This is a genomic window from Brenneria tiliae (genome assembly GCF_023347575.1).
GTDB classification, from domain to species: Bacteria; Pseudomonadota; Gammaproteobacteria; order Enterobacterales; family Enterobacteriaceae; genus Brenneria; species Brenneria corticis.
Window position 1 is genome coordinate 14,364 of the sequence record NZ_JAKPCB010000084.1, and the last position, 20,638, is coordinate 35,001.

The window sequence follows — 20,638 nt, forward strand, 5'->3', positions numbered from 1 at the left end:
GTATGGTGATGAGCACAGACAAACCTTTGAAAGGTGACCTCCTCGGCGGTCATAATTATTCTGAAATAAAAGATGAGTCTCTGCATCGGGGTTTATCAAACAGACATATTCAATTGATATCTATTGGCGGAGCAATAGGAACCGGATTATTTATGGGCGCGGGGAAAACCATAAGTATGTCTGGAACATCAATTATTTTTACCTATGCCATTATCGGTTTTTTCCTTTTTCTGGTCATGCGGGCAATGGGGGAGTTATTACTCTCTAATTTAAAGTTCAAATCCTTTGCTGATTTCGCATCCGCTTATTTGGGGCCCTGGGCCGGTTTCTTTATCGGATGGTCCTATTGGCTTACCTGGGTGGTTGGCGCCATTGCGGATTATGTCGTTATCGGCAGCTTTGTGCAGTTTTGGTTCCCCGATCTTCCGACCTGGATACCGGCGATATCAACATTACTGTTCCTGGTGACATTAAATTTATTTACCGTAAAAGTATTTGGGGAACTTGAGTTCTGGTTTGCTTTGATAAAAGTGATTACTATTTGCGCTCTTATTATAACCGGCATCTATTTAATCGCGACTTCGTTCGTTTCACCAGACGGCGTGCAGGCATCCTTAAGGCATGTTACCAACAAAGAAACGTTATTCCCGCATGGGGTTTTTGGTTTCTTCGCCGGATTTCAAATCGCGATATTTTCCTTTGCCGGTATTGAGCTTATCGGTACCACCGCTGCGGAAACCAGGGATCCTGTTCGCACTTTACCTAAGGCAATCAATTCCGTACCGATAAGGGTGCTGCTATTTTATGTCTTGTCGATAATCGTTGTTATCTCGGTCTCTTCCTGGGAATATATCGTTCCTGACCGTAGTCCGTTCGTTCAATTGTTTATGCTATCGGGTCTTCCCGCCGCGGCCGCCGTGATCAATTTCGTTGTTACATCATCCGCCATGTCCGCTGCCAATAGCGGGGTATTTTCCACTAGCCGGATGCTGTATGGACTTTCCGTTGAAAAAGATGCCCCGGCGTTATTTAAAAAACTGGCTAACTCGTCAGTACCTGTTCCGGCGCTGCTGTTTTCTGGTTTAAGCATGTTAATCGGGACGACGCTGCTTTTCATCATTCCAAACGTCATGACCGTTTTCACTCTGGTATCAACGGTTTCTGCCATTCTATTTATTTTTACATGGGCGATGATCCTGGTTTCTTACCTGGCTTATCGTAAGAAACGTCCGGAATTACATGCTAAATCAACGTTCAAAATGCCGGCAGGAATATTCATGTCATGGTTTGCTCTGGCTTTCTTTGCTTTTGTTATCGTGCTCCTTTCGTTCGAGCCAGATACGCGTAGAGCGTTGCTGCTTACGCCACTATGGTTTCTCGGTTTAACCGTGGTTTATCTGGTCCGTTCAAGGTCAGAGAGAAGTATTATTTTAAGAAATGGGATCAGGACGGAAATTAATTAAATCCGGTGAACAACGCAGTTACAAACAATTGGAATATGTGAAATGAACAAATTTTTTGCTGAGAGAATTGAACGCGTTAAACCTTCTGCTATCCGACAGTTGCTGAAATTCGGTGCGGACCCTGACATTATTTCCTTCGGTGGCGGTTATCCCGATGCAAATATGTTCCCAATTAAAGAATTGAATAATATCTATACCAGCTTGCTTTCCGGGCCTGCTGATACTGCGCTGCAATACACGCATTCCGCAGGTATTCCCCGATTGCGCGAACAGGTCGCGGAAAGGATGAATGCCGATGGGGTTGTCTGTACTCAGGAAAATATTCTGATCCTTCAGGGAGGGCAGCAAGGTTTGGATCTTGTCGCCAAACTGCTGATTGATAAGGGAGATATTATTGTCACTGAGGCCCCGACCTTTTTGGGCGCGCTGATAGCGTTTAACCCCTATCAGCCCGAGTACCTTTCCATCCCCATGGATGAGAATGGTCTGATGACGGACGCATTGGAAGGGTGCTTAAAGAAACAGGGTAAAATTAAATTTCTTTATACCGTTCCTGATTTTCATAATCCGACCGGGATTACTTTATCGTTAGAGAGACGGAAGAAGCTGATCGCTCTGGCAAACGAATATGATTTTATTATTCTTGAAGATACGCCTTATCGTGAAATCCGCTATCAGGGTGAAAAGCTGCCCACAATCAAGAGCATGGATACCGAAGGACGCGTCATTTATCTTGGCAGTTTTTCAAAGACGCTGGCGCCTGGATTACGCGTTGGCTGGTCCGTCGCATCGCCATTACTGACTGAGAAGTTGGGACTGCTGAAACTGGCGGCCGATACCCAGTGCAGCACGCTGAATATGAGTGCGGTTTCCCTCTATCTCGATACCTATGATATCGATAAGCATATTGAAAACGTTCGTCGCGTATATTTACGCAAAAAAGAGCTGATGCTGAATACCATTGCCGAGACATTTCCGGACAATGTTCGTTTTACCAATCCAAGCGGCGGAATGTTCACATGGATGGAGTTTCCCGCAGGGTTTAATACCGAAGCCTTTTTAATGGAGAAAGCGGTTCCCCTGGCTCAAGTGGCCTATGTTCCCGGCGGGAGTTTCTTCGCCACAAAACAGCAAAAAAACTATGCAAGATTGAGTTATTCGACGCATACCGACACAAACATCGTCAAAGGAATATCTTCTTTAGGCGCTTTGCTTAAGTCGGTGCTCTGATATACCAACGATGCAGGGACGCATATATCGGCTAAAGTGAGGCTAGTGTGTTAGCGGCGGATTAGTTGCAGCAAGGGAGTATGTATTGTTCCTGGCTGTAAACCTGGTGAGCAAGTTGGAAATACATAGAGGTTTTTAATCAATTCGATGAACACGCAGACTGCTTTAAATATAACTTTCCCGTCAGAACTGTTACGTTCGGCACAGGGTTTGATTGCCGCCGCCAGTTTTAGCCTGCTGCTTGCCGGGACCAATTTAACCACGCCGCTGATACCCCTCTACAAAAATGTATTGGGGTTCACCCCTTTCCTGATGTCGCTGACGTTTGTCTGCTATGTCGGCATTTTGATTGGCGTGCTGCTCGCGCTGGCGAAACCTTCGGTTGTCAGATGGTCGCCTTACTTTATCTGCGCGGCTTTGTCGATGGCCATCATTTCCGACTTACTGCTGGGAACGGCTACGGAAAGCGGCATACTTGCCGGCCGGGCGATAGCGGGTATTGCCGGTGGTCTTGGTACGGGAGCGGCGGCGGCGCTGGTCGTCGCGGCGCTAGGCGTTAAGGGGCGTTCATTATCGGCGACGGGCAACTTGGTTGGCGCGGTGCTGGGAACATCTTTGTCGCAGTGGTGCGTGAATCATTTGGGTGATAAATCAATGCACCTGGTTTTTTATATTCATGCCGTCGCCAGTTTTGTTCTGCTGATTTTATTAGCCATGGTTTTGATTTGTAATAGAAATACCAATCAAAATATTCTCACTTATCGTAAATCGCAAAATATCGCAATAAAATTTTCGGCTTTTGATTATCTTGTGCCAATCGGCGTCGGATGCGTGTCGTGGATTGCAATTAGTACGGCGATCGTTTTTCTTCCGTCCTTTTTTGATTCTCTTCATATGATGGCGGCAAGCAGATATGGCGTTATTGTCATGCTGGTATTATGTGCGGCGGGGCAATTAGGCAGCCCGTGGCTTACCGGGAAAATGCCTTCGGCGTCGGGTATCATTTCTCTGGTGGTCGGCGGTTCTTTAATCATCCTTTCAGGACTGACCGGGTCCTCGGAGACGGCGATCATCGCCTTAGGTATCATCGGGTTGGGGGTTGGGATATCCTATAGACTGTGTCTGATAATGATTACACTGGGCGTATCGGCATCGGAACACGGCGCTCGAAGTTCTTACTATGCCGCGGTAACCTATTGCGCCGCTGCATTAGTTATATTATTGGCTGGCATGCTGGGTAATTTTGTCGGCTTAATAGAGATCGTCTATCTTCTTTTCTTCGCAATACTCGTCTCTTGTTCTTTGTTTTTCTTTAAAGCGCCACGACTTAAGGATGCCATTGAAGTGCATAAGGTTAACTAGCCGCGTTAAAAATAAAATAGATGACCGATCAACCCATATATTGCGAGAAATGGTACGCATGGGTTAATTATAACCAATTGTTTTGTATTTATTTTTTAGTAAAGGGAATAGCGGGCCGATATGAGGCCGTGATTAGGCCCTACGTTGAAAAAAGTGGCCTTTTGATGAAAGCAACTCGCTAACACTGTCGATAGTATCAAGTTACAAGCCTCACTTATATTTCGTGATAGACAAGATAATTCCGGGGAAACGATTTATGAATCAGCAAGCCATACAGCATGACCCAAATGTTTCTTCTACAGTGGAATCACCTTTATTCGAGGCTATTCTTCGCTGTGAAAATCTGGTCATGAATTTTGGTTTATTTAGAGCAATAAATGATTGCTCCATTTCTATAAATAAAGGAGAAATAACGGGTTTGGTTGGGCCAAATGGCGCAGGGAAAACAACGTTATTTAATTTGATTGCCGGCGCTTATACGCCAAGTTCCGGGAAAATAATTTATCAGGGAAGAGATATTAGCCAGTTAACGCCCGACCAGCGTTTTCATCAGGGATTGGTCAGAACATTTCAGATCCCTCATGAATTTCATCATCTTTCGGTACTGGAAAATTTAATGATGGTTGCGCCGGGGCAACCGGGAGAATCATTACTGACCAATTGGTTTCAACCCAACAAAGTTGAAAAGTTCGAGGAAGATGTCCGCAATAAGGCGTGGGAAACGCTGGCCTTTCTCGAATTGACCCATATTGCTTATCAACGCGCCGGACAAATTTCCGGAGGACAAAAGAAATTACTGGAACTTGGCAGAACCATCATGACGGATGCCGAGCTGGTGTTGCTGGATGAACCCGCCGCGGGCGTAAACCGTACGCTTTTAAGAAAGCTGGAGGAAAAAATCCTCTATCTGAACCAGGTCCGCGGCTACAGCTTTATTTTAATCGAGCATGATATGGGCATGATTGAACGCCTGTGCCATCCGGTTATCTGTATGGCGGAAGGGCGCGTGCTTATCGAAGGCGATTTCGCCACCGTCCGGTCCGACCCCCGCGTATTAGAAGCCTATTTGGGTGAATCTGGGAGTGCCGTCGCATGAGTGCCTTATTAAGCGTCAAACAGGTTTGTGGGGGATACGGAGATACCGATATTCTTTTCGATCTCTCCATGGAGGTTTCCCGCCGGGAAATCGTGGTCATCGTAGGTCCGAACGGCGCCGGTAAATCAACGGCCATGAAATCTATTTTTGGCCTTATCAACATTCGTTCCGGTTCGATAACGGTAGGACATACCGAACTTGTCGGTAAACCAACGAACCAGATTGTTAATTCCGGCGTTTGTTATGTTCCACAGGTAAATAATGTTTTTGCCGATATGAGCGTGCAGGAAAATCTTGAAATGGGCGCCTTTCTGAAATCGGGTAAGGCGGATATTAACGCGTCGGCCGAACGTATCTATCAATTATTTCCTGATTTAAAACAGAAAAGAAAAGCCCTTGCCGGCAGTTTATCCGGCGGTCAGCGTCAGATGGTCGCGATGGGAAGAGCATTAATGCTGGATCCTGAAGTTCTGCTGTTGGATGAACCCACTGCGGGCCTGTCGCCAAAGTATATGGAGCAAATCTTTCAGCTTTGCCGCGATATTCGCGATACCGGCGTGGCGATTTTGTTGGTAGAGCAGCATGCGAAACAAGCTTTAGCATTTGCCGATCGTGGTTATGTCCTGGCCTCAGGGCGTAATCGGCACGAAGGCACCGGGGCCTCATTACTGGCTGATAAACAGGTTGCAGAAATGTTTTTAGGTGGCTAATTTGATGGACTTTATTAATTTCTATTTGATCCCCGGTATCGTTCAGGGTTCCATCTATGCGCTGGGTGCTATCGGTATTACCTTGGTTTACTCCATTATGCGTCATGGGCATTTTGCTCATGGCGACCTGTCGACTTTCGGCGCATTCCTGGCGTTATTTTTTACTACTACGCTGGCCTTACCATTATATGCGGCATTATTGCTTGCGATTGTATTCACCGGATTGATTGGCGTCGGCCTGGACCGTTTATTTTATGCCAATTTGCGTAACAGGCCGAAAATCATCACGACTATCGCATCGTTCGGCGTGGCGCTGATGCTGCGTTCAGTGGTTCAGGTTGTCTGGGGCGTGAATACCGAAAATTATGTTCAGGGTATTTCTCGTCCGAGTAACTGGTTTGGCATACGCATTAAAGAAGATGAAATTATTACCGTCGCTATCGTCTTGGGAATTGTTTTTATACTGAATTTTTTCCTTACCCGAAGTAAATGGGGTAAGGCGATGCGCGCGATGTCGGACAATCCTGATTTGGCGCTTTTGTCGGGGATAGATAATAAAAAAGTTATCACGCTGACCTGGATGATTGTCGGCGGATTATGCGCGGCGTCAGGATTTCTTCTCGGCCTTAATTCCGAAGTCAAATCGATGATGGGCTGGAATATGTTATTGCCGATGTTTTCCGCCGCGATTCTTGGCGGCGTAGGGCGAATAAGCGGTGCGGTAGTCGGCGGGTTTATCGTCGGTATCGCCGAAGAAATCTCCGTCTTATTCTTACCGGCCGAATACAAAATGGTTAGCGCCATCGCCATTCTGTTATTGGTATTGTTAATCAGACCTACAGGCATATTCCGTGGGAAAATACTGTAAAAGAGGATATCTTTATGGAATGGCTTAATTACCCGGTATATTTGGCGATTTTTGTTTGTATCTACGGTTGCCTTGCGATAGGTCTGAATATTCAATGGGGATATGCGGGGCTATTTAATGCGGGAGTCGCGGGTTTCTTTGCGGTCGGTGCGTACTCTTCGGCGATATTAACCTCCCCGGCGGTAGCAGGCCGATTAGGCGGCTTTGAATTACCTGTGATTTTGGGAATGGTCGGCGCCATGCTTTTTTCCTGTTTGCTGGCGTGGCCGATAGGAAAAATATGCTTAAGGTTTCGATCGGATTATTTGTCTATCGTTTCATTAGGATTTGCTGAAACCATTCGTCTGGTTGCGCGTTCGGAAGAGTGGCTGACTAATTCCGCTCGCGGAATTAGCGGCGTGCCCAGACCTTTCGGCGACTTATCTTATGCGTATTCGCAATGGGCCTATCTTGCACTTAGCGCCGTCATTTTGCTGGCGGTCTATCTGTTGATTGAGCGTCAGGCCCGCTCGCCCTGGGGAAGAATGATGCGGGCGATTCGTGATAACGAAATTGCCGCTCGCGCCATGGGTAAAAATGTCGCCAAACGTCAACTGGAAGCCTTTATTTTGGGCTCAGCCTTTATGGGATTGGCCGGGGCGCTCTATGTACATTTCACCCGAGCGATCACGCCTGACGCCATCGACCCGATGCTGATCACCTTTTTAGCCTGGATTATGGTCATTCTGGGCGGCTCCGGTAATGGGCGCGGCGTCCTGGCGGGGGCGCTGATTATATGGGTTATCTGGTCGTGTTCTGAATTGGTTACCGATCAACTGCCGGCCGAATGGGCATTAAAGGCGAAATATATCCGCTTATTTTTAATCGGTTTGTTGTTACAGCTCGTGTTGCGTTTTCGGCCTGAGGGACTATTTCCCGAAGTATTACGTAAAGCGCCGCGTAACAACAATGAACCTGTTTTAGATAACGGCAAAGAGAAGTAGTACATAGGGCGGTAAATTGTATTAGCGCAAAGAACGTCTCGCTAATTTAAACAAATATTCATCCGGGGGATGTATGAAGAAAAAATATCTGGCGTTGGGTTTATGCTCGGCTTTGATGGCAACGTCATCTTTTGCCGATGTTAATATTGGATTGCTTGGCGGTATGACGGGCGGCACTGCGGCCATGGCTCCCCAAATTATGAAGGCTTACGACTTGGCGATAAAACAGGTTAATGAGCAGGGCGGTATTCTCAAGGGGGAAAAACTGGTCGGGATTACTGCGGATGATGGCTGTAATCCGCAGCTTGGCGCCGATGCGGCCTCAAAAGTGGTTAATGTTTCGCGCGTGATAGCCGTTGCCGGTCCGTGGTGTTCCGGCGCGGTATTGGCGGCGGCAAATTCAGTCACCATTCCCGCCGGCGTGGTGCTTGTCACCCCGGCGGGCACATCGCCCCAAATTACCGCGTTAAAAGATAACGATCTGGTATTCCGTACCGTGGCTTCGGATGAGTATCAGGGACAGGTGTTGGCCCGCACATTGCTCAAGAGAGGAACAAAAGAGGTTGCGGTTTCTTTCCTGAATAACGATTACGGCAAAGGATTGGCTGAATCCTTTAGAAAAGAATTTGAAGCTAAAGGCGGCAAAATTTCCGGCTATGCGGCCCATGAAGAAAACAAAAGTTCCTATCGTACCGACCTCGCCAGCCTTGCCAGGGCGGGCGCCGACACCCTGGTCATTTTTGACTATGCGGATACTTCCGGACTGACCGTTATGCGCGAAGTGCTGGAAAATGACTTCTTCCAGAATATCGTCGGCGGCGAGGGCATGAAAACGTCGACGTTGATTAAGTCACTGGGCGCGGAAAATTTATCGACTTTACTCGTCTCTTCGCCGGTGAGTACCACCTCCACGGCGTCAGAGCTGTTTAACCAGCAATTTAAAGCGGTAAGCGGCGATCCGAACGCGGTTTTTACTAATACGGGCTATGACGCCGTATTTATGCTGGCGCTGGCGATAGAAAAGGCCAAAGGCGATAAAGCCGGGATTTCTTCTGCGCTGAGGGCCATTTCCGGTACAGAGGGCGATGCCATTTTGCCCGGCGAATGGAGTAAGGCCAAAGCCCTGATTGAATCCGGTAAACCGATTCATTATCAAGGCGCGTCTGGTTCGCTGAGTTTTGATGCCAATGGCGATGTCCCTGGTTCATACGCCTTATTTAATGTTGCGGATAAAGACTATAAGTTTATCAGCAACATGGAGTAAATTTTTAAGCAGCCCCCTTCCGGTTGATGGCGGGGGGCGCTTTCGCGTATTGATATGTTCAATCAGCGACTGAATTTTTGTGCAAATGCCCGCGGTGGTTAAATTTTGAATCGCAGACGCCAGCGCGCAGGCGTCATCCCGGTGACTTGTTTTAACGCCGTGGTCAAATGGCTTTGACTTGAAAAGCCGCAATGATGAGCAATATCGCAAATTGACTCATGAGTTTCCAAGAGCAATGTTTTGGCTTTTTCCAGTCGCTGATTCATTAGCCAGCGATGAGGCGTTTCCCCCATTTTTTGCTGGAAACTACGAGCAAAATGCCGGCGACTTAAACCTGCCGCTTCGGCTAAATCATCGATACTGATTTCATTGCTGATGTTGGCGTTTACGAATTGATTGACTCTCTTGATGCGCCATTGCGGGAGGATCACCGACATATTTGTAGCCAGGTCGGCGTCAGCCCTGATAAGCAGCTGGGAGAGAATGGTGATTAACAAACCATCGGCCAAATAGCCCTGCGCCATATTTTGTCCTGCCGAGTTCTCCCACAGATGCGCAAGTAATGTTTCAACCAGCGGGTCTGACCAGGTATTTTCCGACAGTTGCCAGAATGTTTGGCCAATCTGATCGGGACAGGCGCCGCCCAGGATTTTACGTACTGTTTCATTTGGGAGCGTTAGCACCAACATAGTGCGATTTCCGTCGACTTCCCATTGGCTTTCGATACCTGCGGGTACAACCAGCATCTGACCGACATGAGCCTTCTGCTTATGCGTTCGTCCATTGATGGTCCATAACCAGTTGCATTGACTTTCTACCGATAACGGCAAGGCAAGGATAGTCTCGTCCAGCGGCGGATCAATGAAGTTATGCGCGCCTTGTTCAACGCGTATCATACTGAAGGGCAAACGGCCCTGAGAGTGCCGGTGTTCCTGAGGAAAGACCGCATAAGGAGAGCGTTGATAGAAATCAGAGTAGCTGCGCCATATTGGACTCTGCATAATGTTGACCCTCTTTCACCGCATATAACTCTTTTTGCTATTTATGGACTGCATTGATCTGGAGCTCTATGGCTGGCCCGTTGCCTTGTAATGCAATATTCGGACCATCTCAGAAATCTGAGTAGTAGGGGACTGCCTGACGGCGGCGGCGGATTCCTTGATGCTTATATGGCTTTTCTCAACGCCGGCGCCACCGACAACGGCGCGCTATCAGGTCTACGTCGCCAATATTTTGGCCCGGATGGCTACAGCGGTTTATTGAATAAATCAGATTGCACACGCAGTAGAACTACGCAGAAGACTTGTCAGGCGACAACACATATCCGTTTGCGCGCTCGCGCGGCGCTGGAAACCGCATATACCTCCGGATCAAAATAGAATCTAACGATCAAAATTACTCATTTAATTTACGCAACCTATTAAAATATTATTTTTGATCGTTTTTGTCGATCATAAACGTAAACTTCTTATGCCGTCAGCCGATAAATAACAGGCGTTAGAAATATTTTCAGTCATAACGCGCACGTGCTCACCCGAAGTGCGAGGTCTCTGGTGGCAAGATTTCATAACCGCTCGTTCGACGCGGTTTCACAAGATGGCAAGCACCATTTTCCACGCACCTCAAGCTCTGCGGCAACCTCCCATTACAAGCCGGGATGTGACTGATGTTAAACGGATGCAATCAATACGCGCGGCATTAACGCAAAGGTTTGCATCGGGCAGGCCTTATCCACACGAAGGAAGTGAGAAAGTGAAGAACTATAGAATCGGTATTCGGCTGGCGGTGGGATTTGGCGTGCTTATCGTCTTTTCTCTGGTGATGCTGGCTTGCGGTATCTATCAGCTGCAACAGATTGATCAACGTACCCGGCAGATGATGCAGGAGCCGTTGCAGAAGGAGAGGCTGGTGACGGACTGGTTCGGCGTTATCAGCGCCAGCGTGCAGCGCACCACCGCCATAGCCCGCAGCAGCGACGATGCGTTATCCGAACTGTTCGCGGCGGAAAACGCCGTTGCCAGCAAGGGTTCCAGCGAACGGCAGGCCGAATTTGCCGGGCGCATCGCCGGTCCGCAGGAGAAAGCGTTATTCGATAAGCTGAACGAGGTTCGTCAGAGCTATATCAAAGTGCGCGATCTTATCATCACCGTGAAGTCGAGCGGCCAGCTTGAACAGGCTTTAGCGCTTTTCGAGCAGGATTTCCGGCCGGCGGCGAGTAACTATCTGGAGACGCTGCAGGCCCTGCGCGACTTTCAGCGCGCCAGCATCGACCAACTGGGCGCGGATATCTCCCGGGGAGCCAGCAACGGCTATCTCTTTCTGGGCATTATCGGCCTGCTGATCGCGGTGGCCGGTTCGCTGCTGGCCTGGGTGCTTACCCGCAGCATCGTGCGGCCGCTGGAACACGCGGTGCGGATCACCAATGCGGTGGCCGACGGCGATCTCACCCAGGATGTGCGTCCGGAAGGGCGGGATGAGACCGCGCTGCTGCTCCATGCCTTGCGGAACATGACCGTCCGGCTGCGCACCATCGTCGGCGAGGTGCGCCAGGGGGCGGAATCCATCGCCGGGGCGTCTTCGCAAATCTCCGCCGGCAACCTCGACCTTTCCAGCCGTACCGAAGAGCAGTCCAGCGCGTTGCAGGAGACGGCGGCCGCCATCGAGCAGCTGGCGTCCACCGTGCGCCAGAACGCTGACAACGCCAAACAGGCCAACCAGATGGCGCAGTCCACCGCCGGTCAGGCCCAGTCGGGCGGGCAGCTGGTGAACGAAGTGGTGCAGACCATGGGAGCGATCGACACCTCATCCAAGAAGATTGTGGACATTATCGGGGTGATCGACAGCATCGCCTTCCAGACCAATATTCTGGCGCTTAACGCGGCGGTGGAAGCCGCCCGCGCCGGCGAGCAGGGCAGGGGCTTCGCGGTGGTGGCCAGCGAGGTGCGCAGCCTGGCCCAGCGCAGCGCGTCGGCGGCCAAGGAAATCAAGGAGCTGATCGACCACTCGGTGCAGACCGTGGAAACGGGCAACCGGCTGGTGGAACAGGCCGGATCGTCGATACTGGAGATTGTCGGCGGCGTGCGCAAAGTCAGCGATTTGGTGAGTGAAATCAGCGCCGCCAGTCAGGAACAGTCACTGGGGATTGACCAGGTGAATGTGGCGGTGACCCAGATGGAACAGACCACGCTGCAAAATGCGGCGCTGGTGAACGAGGCGGCGGCGGCCACCCAGTCGCTGCAACAGCAGGCCGAGCAGCTGGAGCAGGGGGTAAGCGTATTTCGGCTGTCGGGCGAACAGCAGGGTTCGTCTGCGGCCGGCAAACCAGCCTCCGCCGCTACGGCGCCGTCTGTCGCTCTGGAGCATAAACCGGCGGTCGGCGGCAAATCAGCGGCCACCGGCGACGGGAACTGGACCACCTTTTAATAAAAATCACCGTCGGCGTCTTGCCGGCGGTGACAATCAAGCTTGATGACTCCGCGCGGCATGTTATGCCGCCACAGCGTCACTTCGGCGCAGCGCGGCCTCACCGTTGCTTCCCTGACTTCAGCGCGTAAATTTACGCTCCGCTCAAAATATGTTATCGGTAGCCGTAATCTTATTTTCATCAACGGATACCGATATGTCTCAACCGGTTATATCTCTCTCCGCCGCGCGTAACCTGCACCTCGCCGCACAACGCCTGCAGCATCCCTTAAAGCGTAAACCCGTCCGCGACGATCTCCTCGCCGCCATCAGAAATATGGCATTGCTGCAAATCGACACCATCAGCGTCGTGGCGCGCAGCCCTTATCTGGTGCTTTTTAGCCGCCTCGGACATTATCCGACGCCATGGCTGGAAGAGATGCTGGCCGAAGGCAAACTGTTTGAGTACTGGGCGCATGAAGCCTGCTTTATTCCCATCGAAGATTACCCGTTATTGCGCCACCGTATGCTGCGGCCTGAAAAAATGGGTTGGAAATATTCACCGGAATGGCTTGCAGCGCATCAGCAGGATATCACCGCGCTGTTGAGCCATATCGCTGAAAACGGACCGGTGCGCTCGGCCGATTTCAGTACGGATAGACCCTCGTCCAGCGGCTGGTGGGACTGGAAACCGCATAAAAGACACCTAGAAATGCTGTTTACCGCCGGAAAATTGATGGTGGCGGAACGGCGCAATTTTCATCGCGTGTACGATCTCGCCGAACGCGTATTGCCCGGCTGGGACGACGTCACGCAGGCCTTGTCCCAGGACCAGGCCGAAATCGAGATGTTGCGCCGTTCCGCCGAGTGCCTCGGTCTTTTCAAAGCCGAATGGTTGGCCGATTACTACCGCTTAAAGCGCATCAAAACCGACGAGGTTATTTCCCGCTTGCTGCACGGCGGGGAGCTCACGGCGGTGAACGTCGACGGGCTGGAAGGGCAATATTATGTCCACCGCTCACAGTTCGAATTGCTGCAACAGGCGCTACAGGGGCGGATAAGCTCCAGGGTAACCACGCTGCTTTCACCTTTTGACCCGGTGGTGTGGGACAGAAAACGCGCGCTGACGTTGTTTGGTTTCGACTATCGATTGGAGTGCTATACGCCGCAGGCCCTGCGCCGGTACGGTTATTTCACCCTGCCGATATTAAACCGCGGTGAGCTGATAGGACGGGTGGACGCCAAAATCCATCGTCGGGAGAAGACGTTTGAAATTAAAACGCTGCATCTGGAAGAGGGCATAAAACTCACCGAGCGGCGCATTAAGGATCTCACCGGGGCATTCAGCCGCTGTGCGCGCTGGCACGGCGCGGAATCAGTCGCCATAAGGCATATTCCTGCCGAGCTGCGTTCAAGCTGGGGCAACGGCTGGTCGCTTTTGGATCGGTTTGTTTGAAATAATGGTTTTCTTTAGTTTTAATATAAAAATATTTTTCTATTAAGAAGTTAATATCCTTAGCCAAACGCGATATAAATTGCTCCCAATAAAAATTTGTGACGAATGTCAAAAAAACAGATCTTGGACGTCCCGGCTCTGAACTTTTTGCAATGGGAAAAATATAACAAAATAGCATCATATATTGCTGTTTTACTCTTTATGATAGCATCATTCAAGATGATTTTTTTAATAAAGATTTAATAAACAATGGGTTGTGGTAACTTCACGCCTACTGCATAAGCGGTAAAAGCAACGGTAATACCATATTATGCGACTATTATAAGGTTTTCGATTTTGAATAGGACCGAATTGGGGGCAAGAATCGCTATCGAATAAGGATAAAACCTGTCTGGATCTACAGAATCAACTCTGCTAAAGTTAATATACATATAAATATAATAATTGAGGGATGGCATTGTATATATATATTATTATTCTGGCAGTCATGTTGTATGTTTTTTTTCTGATATACAGAAAAAACAAACAAAAGAGAGAAAGAAATAAGGTGGTTGAGCCTTTAGTGTTATTTTTTGAAGAAAGGCGCAGAGAGCTTGATATCGGAACGCTTAATTTGACAGCAAAAGTTCCATTCAGCGTTATTAAAAATGTTATCAAGTGTCTGAGTCCGAGTGAAAGAGAGGAATTCCGCGCACATTTAAAATCCTACCGGGAGATTAAAGAACGATTGATTAATACTAAATATTACGAAAACGAAAAACCGTTACTGCTTAGGCGGGCAAAAAATCATGTTAAAGACATATTAGAGGCTATACATATTCAGCCCTGATATGTGTTGGCCGGGTTTTAGGCCGGCGCGTTCTCCGCTCGTTGGTGCAGACGCAAGACCCATATGGCCGAGAAAGACCATGCCAGCGCTATAATGGCTCCTGCGACCCCTCCCATCTGGGGGCTGAGCAGAAAGTCGGAGGCCGTCTTCAACCAGCCGCTCACCGCATCGGCGCCGCGGTAGACCACGCTATCGATGAAGTTCTTCGCCTTGTACTTGTCGGAAGTATCCACCGAGGTAAAAAGCATCTCTCTCCCTGGCCTGACCAAGGCGTATTCGCCTACACGGCGAATTACCATGACCACGACGAATATACCCAGCATCGCCGATATGCTCAGCATGATGAATCCGCCAATCATCACGATGGGAACGCTAAGCAGCAGTGCCCGTAGACCGAAGGCGGCGGCTATTCTGCCGGTTAAGAAGAACTGAATCGTCAGTGTTAAAAACTGCACGACAGCATCGATGCCGGAAAAGAACTGCGTTTGCTCCGTTCTATCGGTGAAGCGATCGGCAACAAACCTGGCTTGTTCGAAATAAAGAAATGTGCTGACGCTGGCCAGCAGCACGACGAAAAGGGCAATGCCGAACAGCAACGGGGTGCTGAATACGTGAATGGCTCCGTCGAATGGGTTGCCACCCAGTGCGACGTTTTGCTCCTGATTCGACGCTGACGAATCGATGGCAGTGGAGCGGGGGAGTTTATGCAGTTGCTCTGCGCAACAGATCGTGACGACCAGCATGAACGCGGAAATCATAAGAAGTCCGCCGTTGCCAATGACGGTCACAAACATCACTCCTAGCAGGGGGCCGACCAGCCCGCCAAGGCTGGCGCCCGCGGCCATGGCTGCGAACAGTCTCTTTGCCTGATCTGACGTGAATACGTCAACCAGTATGCTCCAGGTGAGCGAAACCGCGATGAGGTTAAAAACGGACAGCCAGACGAAAAACACGCGTGCAATCCAGACTGCCTCGCCATAGAAATGGATCGCGGCAGCAAAAAACACGATGTTCAGTACGAAAAAACTGTAAACCCACCGGGCGATATGTCGGCGTTTTGCTTTGGATGCGATCCAGCCAAAAAGAGGGCTGACGGCCAAGGTTGCGACGAAGGTTGCTGTAAACAACCACGGCAAATTGTCGATGCCCCCCGCGATCCCCATGGTTTCTCGAATGGGGCGCATCGCAAAGTAACAGATGAACAGGCTGAACTGCATGAGAAATCCGGTGATGATCGCACTGGTTTCTCCAGACCTGATATTTAACGCTCGTCGCAGTAGTACAGCGAAATTTGGCATATTAAGTCCTCACCGGTTTGGTAATACATCAGGCAACTTCGCATGTTGACCCGGTTTAGAGCAGGATATTGCTTTTAAACTTACGCAATAACCCTACCCGGGTCACTTGTCAGGGGGCATATTTTCATAAAAATAGTTGATTAAGCAGGACTTGACTTATACCGGTAGCGGGCGCTACCACGATGTTTCATCTGGGCGAAAACCGCCATTTGCCAGGCCATGAGAACATAGTGCTACTGCGAATTTAGGCACCTCAATCCTCTCCGACCGACAGGCTTACCGTCCGCAGGCGTGGGATGCCCGCAGCGGTGTGATACGGCGTGAGAGCAGGTCACGCCAGCCTCTGATAGACCCCTTCAAACTCAAGCCACACAGCGATCGGATCCTGCAACCTGGTACAGCCTCAAAAATTACAGGTATAATCCCACAAATTATTCAACTGGTTTAGAAACGAAGATGACAAAACTCACCTTACAAGAGCAGATGCTAAAAGCGGGATTAGTGACCAGCAAAAAAGTGGCCAAAGTACAAAGAACGGCCAAAAAATCACGAGTTCAGGCTCGTGAGGCAAGAGCGGCGGTGGAAGAAAATAAAAAAGCACAGCTTGAGCGTGATAAACAGCTAAGCGAACAACAAAAACAGGCTGCTTTATCTAAAGAATATAAAGCTCAGGTGAAGCAGCTTATTGAAATGAACAGAATCGATATTTCAAAAGGCGATATTGGTTTTAACTTCACGGATAATAATTTAATTAAAAAAATAGTTGTGGATAAGCTTACTCAAGCTCAGCTGATTAGTGGCCGTCTCGCCATAGCTCGTTTGGTTGTTGATAACAGCGGCGAGAGTCAATACGCTATTATCCCCGCGAGCGTAGCCGATAAAATTGCGCAGCGAGATGCGAACAGTATCGTATTAAATAGTGCGCTTAGTCAGGAAGAGCAAGATGAAGAAGATCCGTATGCCGATTTTAAAGTGCCCGATGATTTGATGTGGTAATTAGCGTTTTGCAGATGTTTATGTATGAAAAGTCCCTCGGGGCTTTTCATTCAGATTTTATGTCCAGCCAGTTTATGGAAAAACGCCGTGTTATTCTGGACAGTCGCCAACACCTTTGCGGCCAGCCCCACTGGATACGTCTTTTGGCCTCCCCGCTTTTTATCGTATTGACCTGCACCCCATTACCTGGTTCACCATGCCACTGAGGCGCAACGTCCGCAATTCGCGCTACTCAGTCAATTTATTTGATACATTATGTTAAACATACGATATTTATTCTCATCTGGTAATGCGTAAAGTAGGGATAACCCAAGGCTGGAACAGGCTTGCTTCATTATGAACGATGCCCCGCCTGCTGATAATTGCCCTGACAACCAGGATAAATACGTCATGAAAAAGATCGGATTTTTGTCATTTGGTCACTGGACGCCGTCGTCGCAGTCCGGAACCCGTTCGGCCGCTGACGCGCTGCTGCAATCCATCGATCTGGCTGTTGCCGCCGAAGAACTGGGTGCGGACGGCGCCTATTTCAGGGTGCATCACTTTGCCCGCCAGCTCAGCTCGCCGTTTCCCCTGCTGGCAGCGATAGGAGCGAAAACCCGGAGTATTGAAATCGGCACTGGTGTTATCGACATGCGCTATGAAAACCCGCTGTATATGGCGGAGGATGCGGGAGCGGCGGATTTGATCTCCGGCGGGCGTTTACAACTTGGTATCAGCCGCGGCTCCCCTGAGCAGGTGATTGATGGCTGGCGCTATTTCGGCTATGCCCCTTCCGAAGGGGAAACCGAGTCTGATATGGCGCGCCGTCACACCGAAGTGCTGTTGGACGTGTTGCGTGGAGAAGGCTTTGCGAAACCCAATCCACAGCCGATGTTCCCGAACCCGCCGGGCCTGTTGCGCCCTGAGCCTCATTCCGAAGGTCTACGCGACCGTATCTGGTGGGGCGCCGGTTCGAATGCGACCGCGGTGTGGGCCGCGAAACTGGGAATGAACCTGCAAAGTTCCACGCTGAAAGACGATGAAACAGGCGAACCTTTCCACATTCAGCAGGCAAAACAGATCCGTGCGTATCGCGAGGCCTGGGCGGAAGCGGGGCATACGCGTACGCCGCGCGTCTCGGTCAGCCGCAGCATTTTTGCCCTGATGAACGATCGTGACCGGATGTATTTCGGCTCAAGCCGTGCCGACAGCGATACGGTCGGTTTCCTTGATGAGAAAACCCGCGCGATTTTCGGTCGCAGCTATGCCGCAGAACCGGACAAGCTGATCGAACAGCTGAAGCAGGATGAAGCGATTACCGAAGCGGATACTTTATTGCTGACCGTGCCGAATCAGCTGGGCGTGGATTACAACGTACATGTTATCGAATCCATTCTGCAACATGTTGCTCCGGCGATGGGCTGGCGCGACGAATAAGCGTTCCGTTATCCCTCGTTAACCAAAGCAATGAATAGCCCAATGGGAGATTGTACGGATATAGCACTTCTGAGTCCTTTCGATAAAAGAGGAAAAGAGCAGTTTGAGCAGGTTATTTCTGCTTTTCAGGGAGACATGGCTGCTGTTGCTGCGCAATTCTCTATAGATCCCCGGCTGCGACATAGTGGAGTTCTGCCGGGCGTTCAAATCCCAAAGTGAATTTAAATATGCTCAGGTTTTCGCAGGCAGGGAAAGGACTTGTCGTGTTTGCCATTGCGGTGGCGGTTTATGAAGTAATGAATGCAGATGATAAATTGAATGAAACAGGGCGGCAGTTATCAATTGGCGGAGCAGGAATTGCTGGCGGCTGGGCTGGTGGCGCGCTTGCTGCGTGGCAAATAGGTAATATGTGGAGGTAAAAATGGAAGTAACTAACGCAGTTTCATTACAGATTATCCATGAGGCTACACAATTTAAGGAATCAGAGTGTGAGAAGCTGCTGAATGGCAAAGCCACTGGAGTTAGGGTGTCAGGTAAAGTGCTGGAAACGGTGGTTAAGGTGGATGATGAGCTTTATCTGGGGTTAATGAATGCGCAGGAAAAATGGACAATGCCGATCCAGAGCTGGAATTTGACATTGTCCCAGTTGGCGATTTATTTTGAAGGCCGCCTCGATAAAGTAATAACGTTGTAGTGATTTTTTAACGTGACACAGAATTATGAACGCTCTCATCTCGCCCGGCCGGTTTTAAACGCTCTCATTGCCGGCGCCGCTTTCAAGCATACGCAGTAATATTCTGAGGTTGGTATTCCGGAGCGGCAATCCACTTCCCATCAACTAGTTTTTCCCAGCCATCGTAACGTTTCTCTCCTTTCTGCCACAATTGAACGTCCCAAAGGCTGTTCTGCCTCTCTTGGCCATCTTTCACGCCGACGCCGAGTGCACGGCCGAGATCGATGGTTTGGGCATAGTTTTCCAGGTCCAGATGGAATTTCCCATAGCTATAGACGGGGCTGGCTTCGACGTATTCCATCTGCAACTGCGCAACTTTATTGGCAGCGCTTACCAAGGCACTGGATGCATTCAATGACTGTTCCACCAGTTTTGTCTGCGCTGTGTCCAAGGTACCTTGCGAGTCGATGACCACAAGCCGACCGTTCTCCCCCACACTGAAGCCGAATGATTTCTCGGCTAACTGTGGATTAGTGGTGGCGAGTTCTTTCTGAAAAGAAGCATAGCTCGTGGTCAAAGCATCGAATGCATTCGCCAAATCTTTACTAATGACGGAGGTCGGCCGGTACACAACAGTGCCGGCCCCGGGCCTGGATATCTTCTGATAGACATCAAAGTTGCCTGGGTCAGCCGGCACAGACGTGTCTTTTACCGAGGGGCGTTCGGCGTCCATGGTTGCGCTGGCCACGCTGCTGTCTTCCAGCACCGTAGGCTGAAGCTTGTCGGCAGATTGGCTGGCAGCAGCCAGTCTGCTCTGCCAGGCCGCTATCGATGTACTCAATGCATTGATTTCCATATCGTCCCCGACGGTATTGAGCAAACTTTAATCTACTATCGGTAAGCTGATGGGAAAACTTTAATTGCTGAGGAGAGACTTGATGAAAAATACCGGTGATTGAATTGGGCGAAAGGATCCATGTCAATTACATCCAAATCATGTCGGCAGTACTAAAAGCCTGGTTCCGGTAATAATTGCGCTGGCGCTAGTTTCCACTATTTTCCTCCATTCTCTAATTGTCTGCATTTGGAGAATGTGGCAGATTCAAAGCATCAGAAAAATTTAAGCAAAAGGATGCTGCCATGTCTTCTTCTGACCCTATTCGCCGGTTTCACGAAGGCCGTGTGACCCTGCCTGCCGGATACGTTGATCGTACCGTTAACGTCTTTGCCCCCAACGATGATCATGCCGCCTCGATAAATATTTCCCGCGATACCTTACAGCCGACCGAAACCCTCTCTGCTTATATTGACCGTCAAGTGCAATTGCTGGCTCAGCATCTTAAAGGCTGGCGCTCCGATGCACGCCAGCCAGTGGCGCTGGGGCAAACCGTGCAAGGTGAATGCGTGCCGGCCAGCTATCTGCGCGACGGCAAACGCATCTGGCAGCAGCAGGCCGTATTTGCCCTGACTGACGGGTCGGTATTGGTTTTTACCCAGAGTAAAAACGACAAGCTCAGCGATGCGGACAAGGCGTTATTCCAGGCGTTGCTCGGCAGCTTCATTCCAGCCGACCATCAGTAAGGGATCCT

General features: G+C 49.8%; 18 protein-coding genes and 3 pseudogenes. 17 read left to right on the top strand and 4 right to left on the bottom strand.

What is annotated here, in order from left to right; translation table 11 throughout:
- The first annotated feature begins 8 nt into the window (after positions 1–8).
- The 8 genes from MFP24_RS01725 (at position 9) to MFP24_RS01760 (ending at position 8,976) form a co-directional block, all read left to right on the top strand.
- A complete protein-coding gene (locus tag MFP24_RS01725) occupies positions 9–1,463 on the top strand; it encodes an amino acid permease (protein WP_249246712.1) in 1,455 nt (484 codons plus the stop codon).
- Between the two features lie 42 nt (positions 1,464–1,505).
- The gene (locus tag MFP24_RS01730; RefSeq protein ID WP_249228924.1) at positions 1,506–2,693 is read left to right on the top strand and encodes an aminotransferase-like domain-containing protein; all 1,188 of its coding nucleotides are present in this window, start codon (positions 1,506–1,508) and stop codon (positions 2,691–2,693) included.
- A gap of 147 nt (positions 2,694–2,840) precedes the next feature.
- Positions 2,841–4,055 carry an MFS transporter gene (locus MFP24_RS01735; RefSeq protein ID WP_249228923.1) on the top strand — a complete coding sequence of 405 codons (1,215 nt, stop codon included), beginning with the start codon at positions 2,841–2,843 and terminating at the stop codon, positions 4,053–4,055.
- 256 nt (positions 4,056–4,311) lie between these two features.
- On the top strand, positions 4,312–5,151 hold the full coding sequence (locus MFP24_RS01740; RefSeq protein WP_249228922.1) for an ABC transporter ATP-binding protein: 840 nt from the start codon (positions 4,312–4,314) through the stop codon (positions 5,149–5,151).
- On the top strand, positions 5,148–5,861 hold the full coding sequence (locus MFP24_RS01745; protein WP_249228921.1) for an ABC transporter ATP-binding protein: 714 nt from the start codon (positions 5,148–5,150) through the stop codon (positions 5,859–5,861). The genes MFP24_RS01740 and MFP24_RS01745 overlap by 4 nt, the downstream gene beginning before the upstream one ends.
- 4 nt (positions 5,862–5,865) lie before the next feature.
- Positions 5,866–6,729 carry a branched-chain amino acid ABC transporter permease gene (locus MFP24_RS01750; RefSeq protein WP_249228920.1) on the top strand — a complete coding sequence of 288 codons (864 nt, stop codon included), beginning with the start codon at positions 5,866–5,868 and terminating at the stop codon, positions 6,727–6,729.
- 14 nt (positions 6,730–6,743) lie between these two features.
- A complete protein-coding gene (locus tag MFP24_RS01755) occupies positions 6,744–7,712 on the top strand; it encodes a branched-chain amino acid ABC transporter permease (RefSeq protein ID WP_249228919.1) in 969 nt (322 codons plus the stop codon).
- 73 nt (positions 7,713–7,785) lie between these two features.
- Positions 7,786–8,976, top strand: a complete 1,191-nt coding sequence (locus MFP24_RS01760; RefSeq protein ID WP_249228918.1) for an ABC transporter substrate-binding protein — start codon at positions 7,786–7,788, stop codon at positions 8,974–8,976.
- Positions 8,977–9,074: 98 nt separating this feature from the next.
- On the opposite strand, the gene MFP24_RS01765 is transcribed toward MFP24_RS01760, so the two are convergent.
- Positions 9,075–9,977: a helix-turn-helix domain-containing protein gene (locus MFP24_RS01765; RefSeq protein ID WP_249228917.1), complete on the bottom strand. Its 903-nt coding sequence runs from the start codon at positions 9,975–9,977 to the stop codon at positions 9,075–9,077.
- 751 nt (positions 9,978–10,728) lie between these two features.
- Between MFP24_RS01765 and MFP24_RS01770 the strand changes: the two genes are divergently transcribed.
- The 3 genes from MFP24_RS01770 (at position 10,729) to MFP24_RS01780 (ending at position 14,663) form a co-directional block, all read left to right on the top strand.
- Entirely contained in the window at positions 10,729–12,399 is a 1,671-nt protein-coding gene (locus MFP24_RS01770; protein ID WP_249228916.1) for a methyl-accepting chemotaxis protein, read from the top strand.
- A gap of 196 nt (positions 12,400–12,595) precedes the next feature.
- Positions 12,596–13,834: a winged helix-turn-helix domain-containing protein gene (locus MFP24_RS01775; protein ID WP_249228915.1), complete on the top strand. Its 1,239-nt coding sequence runs from the start codon at positions 12,596–12,598 to the stop codon at positions 13,832–13,834.
- A 547-nt stretch (positions 13,835–14,381) separates the two neighbouring features.
- Complete coding sequence (locus MFP24_RS01780) at positions 14,382–14,663, top strand: hypothetical protein (protein ID WP_249228914.1); 282 nt, start codon at positions 14,382–14,384, stop codon at positions 14,661–14,663.
- A gap of 17 nt (positions 14,664–14,680) precedes the next feature.
- Here MFP24_RS01780 and MFP24_RS01785 read toward each other — a convergent pair whose 3' ends face one another.
- A complete protein-coding gene (locus tag MFP24_RS01785) occupies positions 14,681–15,961 on the bottom strand; it encodes an NTP/NDP exchange transporter (RefSeq protein ID WP_263458379.1) in 1,281 nt (426 codons plus the stop codon).
- 226 nt (positions 15,962–16,187) lie between these two features.
- On the opposite strand from MFP24_RS01785, the pseudogene MFP24_RS01790 reads away from it, so the two are divergent.
- Both MFP24_RS01790 and MFP24_RS01795 read left to right on the top strand, forming a co-directional pair.
- Positions 16,188–16,292: pseudogene (locus MFP24_RS01790) on the top strand (oxidoreductase); the annotation flags it as partial.
- Positions 16,293–16,417: 125 nt separating this feature from the next.
- On the top strand, positions 16,418–16,957 hold the full coding sequence (locus tag MFP24_RS01795) for a DUF2058 domain-containing protein (protein ID WP_249228912.1): 540 nt from the start codon (positions 16,418–16,420) through the stop codon (positions 16,955–16,957).
- 50 nt (positions 16,958–17,007) lie between these two features.
- Here MFP24_RS01795 and MFP24_RS01800 read toward each other — a convergent pair.
- Positions 17,008–17,138, bottom strand: a pseudogene (locus tag MFP24_RS01800) (NadS family protein); the annotation flags it as partial.
- A 209-nt stretch (positions 17,139–17,347) separates the two neighbouring features.
- Here MFP24_RS01800 and MFP24_RS01805 point away from each other — a divergent pair.
- From MFP24_RS01805 to MFP24_RS01815, 3 genes and pseudogenes are all read left to right on the top strand, one after another.
- Positions 17,348–18,376: an LLM class flavin-dependent oxidoreductase gene (locus MFP24_RS01805; protein WP_249228911.1), complete on the top strand. Its 1,029-nt coding sequence runs from the start codon at positions 17,348–17,350 to the stop codon at positions 18,374–18,376.
- A gap of 263 nt (positions 18,377–18,639) precedes the next feature.
- Positions 18,640–18,795 carry a hypothetical protein gene (locus MFP24_RS01810; protein ID WP_249228910.1) on the top strand — a complete coding sequence of 52 codons (156 nt, stop codon included), beginning with the start codon at positions 18,640–18,642 and terminating at the stop codon, positions 18,793–18,795.
- A gap of 152 nt (positions 18,796–18,947) precedes the next feature.
- Positions 18,948–19,070, top strand: a pseudogene (locus tag MFP24_RS01815) (IS256 family transposase); the annotation flags it as partial.
- Positions 19,071–19,152: 82 nt separating this feature from the next.
- Here the strand turns inward: MFP24_RS01815 and MFP24_RS01820 are convergent.
- Positions 19,153–19,905: a hypothetical protein gene (locus MFP24_RS01820; RefSeq protein WP_249228909.1), complete on the bottom strand. Its 753-nt coding sequence runs from the start codon at positions 19,903–19,905 to the stop codon at positions 19,153–19,155.
- A 284-nt stretch (positions 19,906–20,189) separates the two neighbouring features.
- Between MFP24_RS01820 and MFP24_RS01825 the strand changes: the two genes are divergently transcribed.
- Positions 20,190–20,630: a DcrB-related protein gene (locus tag MFP24_RS01825; protein ID WP_249228908.1), complete on the top strand. Its 441-nt coding sequence runs from the start codon at positions 20,190–20,192 to the stop codon at positions 20,628–20,630.
- Positions 20,631–20,638: the final 8 nt, after the last annotated feature.

Excerpts from the sequence above, each read along its gene's own strand:
- MFP24_RS01795 (WP_249228912.1), top strand. The coding sequence starts at position 16,418 with ATGACAAAACTCACCTTACAAGAGCAGATGCTAAAAGCGGGATTAGTG.
- MFP24_RS01765 (WP_249228917.1), bottom strand. The coding sequence starts at position 9,977 with ATGCAGAGTCCAATATGGCGCAGCTACTCTGATTTCTATCAACGCTCT.
- MFP24_RS01740 (WP_249228922.1), top strand. The coding sequence starts at position 4,312 with ATGAATCAGCAAGCCATACAGCATGACCCAAATGTTTCTTCTACAGTG.
- MFP24_RS01750 (WP_249228920.1), top strand. The coding sequence starts at position 5,866 with ATGGACTTTATTAATTTCTATTTGATCCCCGGTATCGTTCAGGGTTCC.
- MFP24_RS01755 (WP_249228919.1), top strand. The coding sequence starts at position 6,744 with ATGGAATGGCTTAATTACCCGGTATATTTGGCGATTTTTGTTTGTATC.
- MFP24_RS01725 (WP_249246712.1), top strand. The coding sequence starts at position 9 with ATGAGCACAGACAAACCTTTGAAAGGTGACCTCCTCGGCGGTCATAAT.
- MFP24_RS01745 (WP_249228921.1), top strand. The coding sequence starts at position 5,148 with ATGAGTGCCTTATTAAGCGTCAAACAGGTTTGTGGGGGATACGGAGAT.
- MFP24_RS01825 (WP_249228908.1), top strand. The coding sequence starts at position 20,190 with ATGTCTTCTTCTGACCCTATTCGCCGGTTTCACGAAGGCCGTGTGACC.
- MFP24_RS01730 (WP_249228924.1), top strand. The coding sequence starts at position 1,506 with ATGAACAAATTTTTTGCTGAGAGAATTGAACGCGTTAAACCTTCTGCT.
- MFP24_RS01760 (WP_249228918.1), top strand. The coding sequence starts at position 7,786 with ATGAAGAAAAAATATCTGGCGTTGGGTTTATGCTCGGCTTTGATGGCA.
- MFP24_RS01820 (WP_249228909.1), bottom strand. The coding sequence starts at position 19,905 with ATGGAAATCAATGCATTGAGTACATCGATAGCGGCCTGGCAGAGCAGA.
- MFP24_RS01785 (WP_263458379.1), bottom strand. The coding sequence starts at position 15,961 with ATGCCAAATTTCGCTGTACTACTGCGACGAGCGTTAAATATCAGGTCT.
- MFP24_RS01735 (WP_249228923.1), top strand. The coding sequence starts at position 2,841 with ATGAACACGCAGACTGCTTTAAATATAACTTTCCCGTCAGAACTGTTA.
- MFP24_RS01775 (WP_249228915.1), top strand. The coding sequence starts at position 12,596 with ATGTCTCAACCGGTTATATCTCTCTCCGCCGCGCGTAACCTGCACCTC.
- MFP24_RS01805 (WP_249228911.1), top strand. The coding sequence starts at position 17,348 with ATGAAAAAGATCGGATTTTTGTCATTTGGTCACTGGACGCCGTCGTCG.